The organism is Staphylococcus sp. HMSC62D11 (genome assembly GCF_001839145.1).
Lineage (GTDB): Bacteria > Bacillota > Bacilli > Staphylococcales > Staphylococcaceae > Staphylococcus > Staphylococcus lugdunensis.
In genome coordinates this window covers 64,736-77,055 of the sequence record NZ_KV840174.1, presented here as the reverse complement: position 1 = coordinate 77,055, position 12,320 = coordinate 64,736, and the positions used below count along the sequence as shown (strand labels likewise).

The 12,320-nt window shown below is 33.7% G+C and carries 8 protein-coding genes and 1 riboswitch; of the genes, 2 read left to right on the top strand and 6 right to left on the bottom strand.

What is annotated here, in order from left to right:
• The coding region (locus HMPREF3267_RS00355; protein WP_141762956.1) for a putative Ig domain-containing protein at positions 1-4,417 on the bottom strand (4,417 nt) is incomplete at its 3' end.
• A 650-nt stretch (positions 4,418-5,067) separates the two neighbouring features.
• Positions 5,068-5,170: riboswitch (TPP riboswitch) on the top strand.
• A gap of 123 nt (positions 5,171-5,293) precedes the next feature.
• Here HMPREF3267_RS00355 and HMPREF3267_RS00350 point away from each other — a divergent pair.
• Both HMPREF3267_RS00350 and HMPREF3267_RS00345 read left to right on the top strand, forming a co-directional pair.
• On the top strand, positions 5,294-6,043 hold the full coding sequence (locus tag HMPREF3267_RS00350) for a 3-oxoacyl-ACP reductase (protein ID WP_002460605.1): 750 nt from the start codon (positions 5,294-5,296) through the stop codon (positions 6,041-6,043).
• Between the two features lie 91 nt (positions 6,044-6,134).
• Positions 6,135-7,445 carry an LLM class flavin-dependent oxidoreductase gene (locus tag HMPREF3267_RS00345; RefSeq protein WP_002478519.1) on the top strand — a complete coding sequence of 437 codons (1,311 nt, stop codon included), beginning with the start codon at positions 6,135-6,137 and terminating at the stop codon, positions 7,443-7,445.
• A 96-nt stretch (positions 7,446-7,541) separates the two neighbouring features.
• On the opposite strand, the gene HMPREF3267_RS00340 is transcribed toward HMPREF3267_RS00345, so the two are convergent.
• The 5 genes from HMPREF3267_RS00340 to HMPREF3267_RS00320 form a co-directional block, all read right to left on the bottom strand.
• Positions 7,542-8,216, bottom strand: a complete 675-nt coding sequence (locus HMPREF3267_RS00340) for a DUF4064 domain-containing protein (RefSeq protein ID WP_002478518.1) — start codon at positions 8,214-8,216, stop codon at positions 7,542-7,544.
• 272 nt (positions 8,217-8,488) lie between these two features.
• A complete protein-coding gene (locus tag HMPREF3267_RS00335; RefSeq protein WP_062078184.1) occupies positions 8,489-8,968 on the bottom strand; it encodes a DUF4064 domain-containing protein in 480 nt (159 codons plus the stop codon).
• Between the two features lie 86 nt (positions 8,969-9,054).
• On the bottom strand, positions 9,055-9,504 hold the full coding sequence (locus HMPREF3267_RS00330; RefSeq protein WP_002478516.1) for a DUF4064 domain-containing protein: 450 nt from the start codon (positions 9,502-9,504) through the stop codon (positions 9,055-9,057).
• Positions 9,505-9,545: 41 nt separating this feature from the next.
• Entirely contained in the window at positions 9,546-11,507 is a 1,962-nt protein-coding gene (locus tag HMPREF3267_RS00325) for an FtsX-like permease family protein (RefSeq protein WP_237450131.1), read from the bottom strand.
• Positions 11,508-11,529: 22 nt separating this feature from the next.
• Complete coding sequence (locus tag HMPREF3267_RS00320) at positions 11,530-12,279, bottom strand: ABC transporter ATP-binding protein (RefSeq protein ID WP_002478514.1); 750 nt, start codon at positions 12,277-12,279, stop codon at positions 11,530-11,532.
• Positions 12,280-12,320: the final 41 nt, after the last annotated feature.

The following is a 12,320-nucleotide window of genomic DNA, read 5'->3' as shown; positions in this document are numbered from 1 at the left end:
TTTCAGTATTCACTTCTTTAGTTTGGTCACTAATTCCCTTCACCGTTGGTACCGTTGTGTCTACAACTTTGATTGTGAATTTTATCTCAACACTATTACCATCGGCATCCGTACTTGTCACTACAATTGGATAAGTGCCTACTTTTGTGGCTATGCCGCTTATTGTATTTGTTAATGGATCAAACGTTACTCCTTCCGGTAGACCACTGACTCTATTTGTTACTACTTCGCCACTATTATCTGTAGCACTGATCTCGATGTTATCGATTGCGGTATTTACCTCTTTGGTTTGATCGCTAATCTCTTTCACCGTCGGTGCTGTCGTATCTACAACTTTGATACTGAATTTTGTCTCAGTACTATTACCATCATCATCAGTGCTTGTCACTACAATTGGATAAGTTCCAACTTTTGTGGCTATGCCGCTTATTGTATTTGTTGTCGGATCAAATGTTACTCCGCTTGGTAAGCCACTGACTGTGTTTGTTACTGGCTGGCCGCTATTATCTTTCGCATCAATCTTGATGTTATCAATTTCAGTATTCACTTCTTTGGTTTGGTCACTAATTCCTTTCACCGTCGGTGCTGTCGTGTCTACAACTTTGATACTGAATTTTGTCTCGACATTATTACCCTCAGCGTCAGTGCTTATCACTACTATTGGATAGGTGCCGACTTTTGTGGCTACGCCGCTTATTGTGTTTGTTGTCGGATTAAACGTTACTCCTTCCGGCAGACCGCTGACTTTATTTGTCACTGCTTGGCCACTATTATCTGTGGCATCTATCACAATTTCGTCTATAGCGGTATTCACCTCTTTGGTTTGGTCACTTATCTCTTTTACCGTCGGTGCCGTTGTATCTACAATTTTAATTGTGAATGTCGTATCTACTTTATTTCCTTGGTTATCCGTGCTTGTTACCACGATTGGATAGATGCCGACCTTCGTCGCTACACCACTTATTGTGTTTGTTTTAGGATCAAATGTTACTCCTTCCGGTAGACCATTTACTGTGTTTGTCACTGCTTGGCCACTATTATCACTCGCATCAATCTTGATGTTATCAATTGCCGTATTGACCTCTTTGGTTTGATCGTTGATTCCTTTTACCGTTGGTGCTGTCGTATCTACCACTTCAATTGTAAACCTTGTTTCAGTTGAATTTTTAGCATTATCCTCTACTGTTACTTTAAATTCATATTTCCCAACTTCTTTAGGCGAGCCACTTATTGTATTTGTTGTGGTATCAAATATTACGCCTCTAGGCAGACCTGTCACTACGATTGTAACATCTTGGTTGCTGTTATCACTTGCTACTATTTTAATATCATCAATTGGAGTATTTACTTCTTTTTTCTGATTACTAATTGGATTAACAACTGGTTTTATTGTATCTCTGACGACAATAGTTGTATTCGTTACAGTTTGATTACCTGAAGCATCTGTGGATATAATTACTATTTTGGACGTACCAGTTTGCGTAGGTGTACCTGAAATCGTATTGGTCTCGCTGTCAAATGTTATTCCATCAGGCAGTCCACTTACAGTATTTACTACTGATCCAAGGCTATTATCCTTAGCATCAATCTTAATTGAATTGATAGGTGTGTTAATTTCAACTGTTTGTGACTGAATAGCATTTACAACAGGACTAGTTGTATCTTGCACAAAAATTGTGAATTTTGTTTTAGTCACATTATTTTCGTTATCTTTTGACATAACTTCTATTGGATAAGTCCCTAACGTAGTTGGTATGCCGCTAATTGTATTTGTTGTAGAATCAAATGTCACTCCATCTGGCAAACCACTTACTGTATTATTCACAGGTAAGCCACTATCATCTGTTGCATTAATCAAAATGTTAGAGATAGCAGTATTGATTTCAATGGTTTGATTTTCAATTGGTTTTACATCTGGTGCGGTTATGTCACGCGCTGTTATAGCAAAAGACGTTGTTGATACATTTCCTGAATCATCTGTAGCTGTAACAGTAATTGGATAAACGCCTACTTGTGTTGGTTTACCACTAATTTCTTGTGTATCGCTGTTGTAAGACACTCCATTAGGTAATTGACTGATTGTAATTTTTATAGGATCTCCACTATTATCTGTCGCATTAATTTTTACATTATTAATCGCTGTATTAATTAAGACGACTTGACTATTAATGTCTTCGAGCGAAGGTGGTGTAGTATCTGTCACTGTAATAGTCGTTGGTTGAGAGACGTTTAATCCTTTATCTATGGCTGTAATAGAAATTGTTTCTTTACCTGTTAAATTAAATCCTGATGGTATACTAACAGAAAAGTTACCATTACTATCTACTGTACCTGTTAATATGCGCCCATCACTAAATGCTAAATTAATTTTTGTATTGGCCTCTGCTGTTCCTATTATTGCTTTATCGTCTGTTGTAATGTTGTTCGCAACTGGTTTTTCTGGTGGTACTCTATCTATTAAATCGACATAGGAACTCGCATATGAACCCATCAGACGGTTATTAGCTGAACCATTATCTCTTGAATCTAAATAATCTGTTTCTAGCCAAGATGAAAATGTTAATCTATCACTCAATTCTCTTTGGAGTTGCTCAATTGTCACACCATCTTTTAATTTGTATGAAATCGTATAATTTCGTGATTGACCTAATGTACCATAAAAGACATTATGATCTAAACTCCCACGTGCACTATTAAGATGGCTTGTCGTATTATTATCTTTAATAGAAATTTCATTGATTTTACTGGAATCAAAGAAACCATTATCATCAACAAATCCTTGGACATTTCTATCCGAACTAATTGGATTTCCAAAAATATCGGACACATAAATGTTAATAGAACCACGATCTATATATGGCATTAATTCTTTTGGTATCTGTTCTTTCACATACAATACCCAGTTATAATCTGTTTGTAAAAAGTTTTCATCTGGTTTAAATGAATGAATGGATTTTATAGTGTTATCAGTTCTACTTATATCAATTTTGTTAATTAAACGCCCTGTCGTAAATCCTGATGATTGTGTTGACTGCGGCACTTTAGGATTGAGTGTTGGTGTTATTAAAGCATTTTGAATACTTTCGGGCGCAATTGATCCATCATTTAGTGTCCATGTGTGCGTAAAATAAACTGGATTCGTATTAGAATATCCGAGCGAAGTTAAACTTTGATTATTTTTTAATGTGATTATTATAGGAGAATTAGTTACTGAACCTATCAATCCTAAGTTAGCATTGGATGCAGGTGTATACCAATTTTGCCCATTATTATCTGTTATCATATTAGTACCATCAAAACTTATACTTTCAATCTGTGAAAAAAATTTACTTTGAGAAAACGATAAATTTATTTTCCCATTATTAAGATTAGTAGTTGCACTATTCCATTTTGTTAAATTTAGCGTAATAGTGCTGCCATTGGAATTTTTATTTTGTGTAATACCTGCAAATCTTAAACTTGATTCATCAGAAACAGTCGTTGCATTATAACCTAATTCATGCAGCATATAAGAATATTTACTATTTTTCGGAGTTGGATAATCAATAACTTTCGGATCACTAATTGACGTATCTGCAGCATAATTACTTTTTACCATTAACGCACGTCTTTGTTTAACGGTAATTGGTTGAGTAGTAACTACTTTTTCCTCATTTGTCTTATCACCATTACTATTGGTAAATGGTGTCACTCCAGTATACGTCACTCCAGATAGTGTAGTGTTTTGATCTGAATTATTACTATTATTCTTTGATGTTACGGTTGTATCTTGTTGGGATTTTTCTTGTACTAACTTACGACTCTGCTTTAATGTTGTTTGTGCCGAAGTTGATTTTTGAGTAGTAGATTGGATTTGAGCAGCTTGTTGATTCGTAGTTTCCGTTGTGTTTTTAAATTTTGCTGTTAAATTTTCTTTAACACTATTTTGTGGATTTATATTTTCATTGGTGGTTGTTTCATTTTTTGATTTTATAATGTTAGCATTGGATTTTTCATTTTTCGCATCATTAGTTGTATTTTGATGTATTACATTTTCATTAGATTGTATGGAATTAGTTGTGGCATCTGTAGTAATATCATTATCCTGTTGTTCACTTGTAGATGAATCGGCCGTATTTAAAGCTTTCGAGTTATCTACATTTGTTTCGGTTATTGTCGAGATATTTTGTTGTTCTTCAGTAGTTTGACCATGGAGATTATTTTGTTGCTTATTATTGCTTTTTGTCTCTTCGGAACTATCATTCGACTGTTTATTACTTTGAATTGCTTGCATTTCTTCAGCATATGCTACTTTTGGCACACCGAATATTAGCGTTACTCCAATTAAAATTGAAGCCGTTCCTACTTTGAATTTTCTTATTGAGTGTAGTTGTTGTCTTTTTTCCTCGGGATTAATAACGCTTACACCTTTTTTCATATTAATCTCTCCCTAATATTTAACGATATTTCTACTACCTTAGCACAATTTTTGCAAAAATAATTTCATTTTAAAAGTATTTTCAACCAAAATTAAACATATTGAACAAAATCATTTTAAGTGTTGATTTATTAAGCACAAAATTGTCATATGTGCATTATAGTTTTCATCTATATTATTGCAAAAAATACATTCTTAAAATTATATATATACTGTAATTTAAAAATTTAATTATTTTTCAACAAAGGTAGTTGGATATAAAAATTGCAAAGTTAAAATTATGTATATATGACATATTCAATTTACTAGCTGAAGTTTATAATATAGTCTTTTAAAATTTTTGATGTTGAAAATAACTAAAAGTACTTATTTAAGCAACTTCTCATTTAACAATACTGCTCAAATAGCACAAGCAAAGATTGAAATGGCTGATACAAACTACAGAATATTGAAGTTTTGAAATTGAGCTTCTTTTTTCGGTAAATAAATCTATAACTACCACGATTTTTTGCTTGTAAGTAGCTTTTGTCTAAATAATTTAATAAGTACCAAATCTATACTTATATTCAATGCTTTATTATATAAAGACTATAAACTTGTATTATCTTGACAATGTGAATGAAAAGTTTTAAATTGAAATTAAAGTTAAATATATGCACTAGGGGTGTTTTTATAACTGAGAATAGGCGTGGCCTTAAACCCTTTGAACCTGATCTAGTTGATACTAGCGTAGGAAAGTGTGTGGAACCTAATATTAATATGTCTAATGGCCTCTTTTATTTTGAGTCCGTTATTTATGATAGTTTTACGTTGCGCAACTTTCCTAGTGAAGGTTGCGTATTTTTTTCTTTAATATTCTTTATAAGGAGGTTCACAATGGCAAAAACTGTATTAGTAACTGGAGCTAGTCGTGGCCTTGGTTCTGTTATAGCACGCACTCTAGTCGCTAAAGGATTTCAAGTTGTGATTAATTATAATCAAAGTCAAACAGCGGCCGAACAGTTAATGCAAGAGCTAGGAACTCAAACTATTGCATTACAAGCAGATGTTCGTAATCGTGAGCAAGTGAATGCGATGGTAGCTAGTGCAATCGATCATTTTGGACATATCGATGCTGTTGTTAACAATGCATTAGTTAACTTTAAATTCGATCCTGACGCACAAAAATCCTTCAAAGATTTATCTTGGGATGATTATCAAGCACAACTAGATGGAACCTTGAAAGCAAGTTTTAATGTTATTCAAAGTGTACTACCTCAATTTATTGAGCATAAACAAGGTTCTGTAGTAAATATCGGTACAAATTTATATCAAAACCCAGTTGTTCCTTATCATGAATATACAACTGCAAAAGCGAGTATTATCGGTTTTACTAGAAATATTGCTGCTGAACTTGGTCAATATGGTATCACTGCTAATGTCGTCTCAGGGGGCTTACTTAAAACAACAGATGCCAGTGCAGTTACGACACCGGAAGTATTTGATTTAATTGCAAGTACAACACCGTTACATCAAGTTACAAGCCCGCAAGATGTTGCCAACATGGTTGTCTATCTATGTTCAGATGAAGCTAAACAAATTACAGGACAAAATATAACTGTAGATGGTGGCTTAACAATGAATTGATTGTCCATTTGAACGCCATTATTAATTTTAAGAGTTGGACACTTCTAACCCAATAATCGTTATAAATGTAGCTGTATTGGAGTGTATATATATGTATCAACAGCAACAACGTCAAATGCATATTGGCGTCTTAGTTTATGGTTGCGGTCATCATCAAGCAGCTTGGCAAATGCCTGATTCTGCAGTTGAACGGCTTGGTGATGTTTCATACTACCAAGAGTTAGCACAACTTGCTGAACGAGGTTGTTTAGATATTGTCTTTTTCGCAGACAATCAATCCTTTAATGCCAATGACTCAAGTGCAATGCCTGCCTTTTGGTTTGATCCACTCATAAATTTAACAGCCATATCACAAGTAACTCAGTACGTCGGTCTGGTCCCAACTATTTCGAGTACATTTTCGGATCCTTATACTGTTGCCAGACAATTGCTTAGTCTTGACCATATGACAGGTGGACGGGTTGGTTGGAATTTAGTAACATCGATGACTGATATAGAAGCACAAAATCATAGTATGACAGAGTTACCTAATCATGAAGCTCGCTACGCTCGTGCACAAGAATTTGCTGCAGTCATGCAACACTTGTTTACAAACTGGAAAGCAACAGATATTGTTGCCGATAAAGAGCGTGGTGTTCTCATGAATGCGTCTCAAATTAAACCGATAGAATTTAATGGTAACTATTTTCAAGTGAGAGGCCCAATCTCTACACCTCAGAGTCCACAGGGGCGACCGGTTAATATGCAAGCTGGTGCTTCTAAACAAGGCATCGCACTTGCCGCAAGATATGCGGATGCTGTGTATGCAGTATCATGGAATTTAACTCAAGCCAAAAGGTATCGTGAGCGATTAAAGCAGGCATTATCACAAACGGCTGAACCACAACGTCATATTAAAGTATTTCCTGGTTTAGTTACTTATGTAGGACAAACAAAGGAAGAAGCTTTAGCGAAGAAAAAACGTTTAGATGCACAACTTCCTGTGAAAACAGCGTTAAAACAACTTAGTTTTTTCATTCAACAAGATTGTCAGGATTGGAACTTAGATGGTCCGGTTCCAGAGTTACCTCCAATTGAGACTTTTGAGGGTCCAACTGGTCGTTATGAAACAGTACTTGAAATCATTAAAGATAAACAACCTACTGTTCGAGAACTGTTGGGTTATCTCAATGCAGGTGGTGGACATCTTACATTAATCGGTACACCGAAAGAAATTGTAGATGAGATGGAGCTTTGGTTTAATGAAGGCGTAGCAGACGGTTTTAATTTAATGCCACCATCTCTGCCGCATAGTTTGAACGATTTCGTGACTTATATTGTCCCGGAATTACAACAACGAGGCTTATATCGTAAAAGATATCAAAGCCATACTTTAAAGTCACATTTAGACATTAATTATTAATTCATTTATCCATACCTAATATTTTATCCATATAATAGAAAAAGAACGTAAGAAACCCTGATGCAAGAATATATCCTGCATCAGGGTTATTATCATTTAATATTTATATGGATCATCGTTTTTTTCTTGTTGACGACGCTCAGCAGCATCTCGCACAAAATCATCATGCTGATCATCATTTGATAATCGCGTATCATCTGATACATCCTTATCGTTAGTAGAATGTGATTGATGATGGTCATGATTATCAACTTCTACATCTTGCTGTTGATGACGATATTCGTCATTGTGGTTCTCACTATAATTATTGTATCGCTCATTCTCTTCTGGTGGGATATCAGTTGTTGTACCACTGTTATATGCATATTGATTTTTAGGTCTTCTAACAAGCAACATAATCGCAGCAATTAACCATAAAATTCCTGCTACCCAGCTGACATTAAATACGCTTAATACTACAGCAATAATAAGTAGTATTGCAGAAATCGTAGGATGTTTGCTCAACATAATCGCAGCAACTAAAGTTAAGCCTAAGATAACAATTCCGATCATAATCCAGCCAGAAGAATTTGTGGCTACTGAATTAACAGCTTCTATTGTCTGGTCTCTCGAAACATTTGAATCTGGATTTTTTTGTAGTTCGTTAGCCAATTGTTCTTTAAAATCACTATCACTAACCATCATTTGAATTAAAACTAAAAAGATAACGTATAACGTATGTAATATAAATCCAATCCAAGTTAAAACTTTTTCACCTGTTCTTTTAATCATAATAATCCTCCTTTTATTTTGCTTTACCCACGAAATCCTTACTTTACACTTATTTATGACAATAAATATGCTCAATATTTATAATATAACTATATTACATGATAATTTAACTTTATTTTGCTCTTATTGACGACGCTCTATACCATCTTGAAAATAAAACCCTCATATGATTCATTTTGTATAGAAATAACACCAATTGAATACTTACAATCATATTGTGATGATTGACTTTGACGATTGTTAGCTTCTAAATCTATTAACTGTCAAGTATTTTAACTCTGACTATGTTCATTATCGTTTGCGTCTTCCTGAGATGGATTAGACATGTTGTTGTAATTGTAGTCATATTGCGTTTTTGGTTTTCTCGCAAATAACATTATACTTGCGATAAGCCACAAGACAAACGCTACCCAACTCGCGTTCAACAAACATAATGCTGCTGCAATAATAAGTAATATCGCTGATACATTTGTTCTTCTATGAATAAAGATTACTCCAATAATTGCTAAAACTAATATAACGATGTTTATTATAGCTTGAATCGTTACAAGTGTTGAAAGAACATTAACAGACATTACCGCTTCAGACAAGGTTACATTTTCATCTGGTCTTTGTATTTCTTTCATAATCATAAATTTTTTAAAATCATCATTTGTAAAAATTAATGACATAAGTAATAAAATGAAAAAGTATACCGCATGCAAAATAATTCCAGACCATGTTAGAACGGTTTCTACAGTTCGTTTAATCATTATTAACCTCCTAAAAGTTGACTTTACTTTTAAGAATGGTGCTTTACACTCAATATTTGTCAAAGATATGATGTGATAATGAATGGTTATTGCAACCTATCTATCGTTTGCTGTTTCTCCTGTTGCAACGCATATTGCCGTTTTTTAATATCTTTAGGCTTTCTTGAGAGTAGCATTATCGCAGAAATCAGCCATAATAATCCGGAAATCCAGTTCATATTAAATAGTGCTAATAGCGTCGTAAAAAATAAAATGGCGCTTGCAAATTTAGGCTTTTTCGCAATAATAAACACAGCTATAAGCGATAAAATAGTTATGATCATTCCCATAACAAGTAAAGAGTTAGCTATGTGTTCGACACCGTCATTAAACCCATCCCAGTTATTATATAATAATAAGTAAAATGGAAGTAAAAATATTAAAATGCTGCTCAAAAATAATGGTAGTACAGCTTTGATTAGTAATATCATTAGCATATACAATATATGTAGCACTATACCGATACTGGTTAACGTTGTCTCAGCAACTCGATCCATAAAAGTAAATCCTTTCTTAATCTTTCTATTAAAGTATTCCTTTAAATTTTAATCATTTTATAATATATTTTTGATGTTATACGATATATTATGCCATAAATTCCAACAAAAACAACTAAAACTGCAACATAACTTGTGGCAAAGAGGTCCCAACCTTCAATACCTATTCCGGTCATTAGTTGCTTGATTAATCTATACGCAATTAATGTATGAAACGTACCAACAATGAGCGGCACAATAAAAATATAACGCATTTGTTGTTGAATCGTCTGTTGAATACGTTTATCTTCAATACCAAGTTGCTGCATAGTTCTAAAATCTTCGCGATCTTCATAACCTTCGGCAATTTGTTTAAAATACATCATTAAAAATGTACCTATTAATAGTATGATTGATACAACAATACCAATAAAAACCAATCCCCCGTTGACTTGATAGAATATGTTGGCAAACTCATCTTTACGTTGAATCGTTGCATTTTTGTATTTATGTTCTAACTTAGGAATCATTTGATTAAATTGTGATTTATTATCAGTAAGCAAATTAAACTCAATACTAGTGGTTACGTCTTCGGTTGCTGGTGCGTGATAAGATTGTTTATTTTTAGCTAATAAGTTGACTATGCTATTGAATTGTCTTTCATTTTTAACAATAATATTATAACCATCAGCAATTCTATTTATACCGAACCCATTTAATTTTACGTGTTTAACTTGATATGTATGACCTGCAATAGTTAATTTCTTTTTCTTGATTAAAGGCCCCATACCATCAATAGCAATCTCATTATCTTTAAGTGTTATCTGTTGCTTTGTAAATCGATTGAAATCAGATAACTGAGCAATTGTGAAACGTGAAATTCCATTTTTATACACATTTTTTTGCTGATTATATTCTATTGTGGCCTCATTGACTTTCACATCTTGCATACTTGAAACGATTGGTTTAAATTGATCTACCTTTGCCTTTTTCCTCACATCTTGTTCAAAGCGGGTCACAGTATCTTTTATTTTTTCACTTTGATACATATCTCCAAGGAAATCGACACGATATTGATTTGTCATCAAACTATCTATGCGATCTTCTACACCTCGATATGCTGCTACACACATCGATAACGTCGCTAATAAAAAAGTACATAATAAAGTCATGCTCGCTAAACTTACTGCATTAGAGCGCATTCGTACTACTAAGCCTGACAACGTAAAGAAATACTTTTGCTGATAATACAGTCGTTTATATCGTTGCAAGACTTGTAAGATTAATGGCATAAGTGACAAAAATAAGCAATACATTGAAATAATCAAATAAATGATAGCAATGAATATTCGGTTAAAAGAACCTAATAATGTTTTAGGTTCGAGTACACTATAGTAGCTTAATCCTAACGTTAAAAGACCAATCAAGAGCAAAATGAATGTAACAAATTTGGATAATGGCTTTTCTCTCTTATGCTGAGCTTGTATTAATTCGATAGGGCTTTGCATCGTTAATCTTACATTATTAATAATGAACAGTAGTATCATTGTTCCTATTAAAACCACTAACATATACGACATTGCCGTTATATCAAATGGATAGATGATAAGACGTGTAGTCGTCTGTTTCATCAATTTATTCAACAGCATAAATGAAATGGCACCAAAGAGATACCCACCTATAATACTTAGTAGTGCAATGACAAATGTCTGATAGATGGCTTCAATAAACAATAAGACACGAATGTGTTTCTTTTCCATACCTAGAATCATATTTAATGCAAATTCATGTTGACGATGGCGCATGACAAATCGATTGGCATAAAGTACAAATATTACGATGAATATTGACATAAAAGCATTGCCTATATAAATAAAATAAGGTAAGACTGAATGATGACGTCGAACATCGTCATTAAATCCTAATGATAATAATATAAATTCCATACCGAACATTGCGCTAAGTGCTAGCATATATGGAATAATCATATGACGTTGTGCCTTAAACTGTCGAGTCGTCATCATGACCAACATCTTAAACGTCAAATCATTCACCTCTTTCATTTAACATCGCCAAGCTATCAGCAATACGCCGTTGAAAATCTGATTGTGTTTCTTCACCCCGATATATTTCATGATAAACACGGCCATCTTTAATAAAAAGTACTCTATTGGCATATGAGGCATCAATATTAGAATGCGTAACCATCAGTATGGTTTGCTGACGTTGGTTAATCTTTTGAAATAACCTCATAATTTGTTTAGATGTTTTGGAATCCAAAGCGCCAGTGGGTTCATCAGCAAGTAGTAGCTTAGGTTGATTTATTAATGCTCTAGCAATTCCGACTCGTTGCTGTTCACCACCTGAACTTTGATAAGGAAATTGATCTAATATATGCTCAATACCTAATTGTTGACTTAACGGCGCAAGCCGAGCATCAATCGTTTTGTGTGAACGATTGGCTAAGACAAGCGGCATAATAATGTTATCTTTATTTGACATAGTTGGCAGCATATTAAAATCTTGAAACACAAAACCTAATGTTTCTCTTCTAAAATGAGCAACTTCTTTATGACGAATATGATTGAGTTGCCGATTATCAATTCTAATACTACCTTCGTTAATTTTATCAAATGTAGCAATCACATTGAGTAACGTCGTTTTTCCAGAACCTGACTCACCCATGATTGCTACAAATTCTCCTTGTTGAACATTAAAGGTCATACCATTTAATGCAGTCGTTTTGTGAAGACCTTTGCCATAAATTTTCTTTACATTTTTAACCTCAAGTAACAACTTGAATCCTCCTAAAATACCTGCATAATTGCTAATTTCAT

Coding starts and splice junctions, on each gene's coding strand:
- HMPREF3267_RS00330 (WP_002478516.1), bottom strand. CDS start 9,504: ATGGATCGAGTTGCTGAGACAACGTTAACCAGTATCGGTATAGTGCTA.
- HMPREF3267_RS00350 (WP_002460605.1), top strand. CDS start 5,294: ATGGCAAAAACTGTATTAGTAACTGGAGCTAGTCGTGGCCTTGGTTCT.
- HMPREF3267_RS00325 (WP_237450131.1), bottom strand. CDS start 11,507: ATGATGACGACTCGACAGTTTAAGGCACAACGTCATATGATTATTCCA.
- HMPREF3267_RS00345 (WP_002478519.1), top strand. CDS start 6,135: ATGTATCAACAGCAACAACGTCAAATGCATATTGGCGTCTTAGTTTAT.
- HMPREF3267_RS00340 (WP_002478518.1), bottom strand. CDS start 8,216: ATGATTAAAAGAACAGGTGAAAAAGTTTTAACTTGGATTGGATTTATA.
- HMPREF3267_RS00335 (WP_062078184.1), bottom strand. CDS start 8,968: ATGATTAAACGAACTGTAGAAACCGTTCTAACATGGTCTGGAATTATT.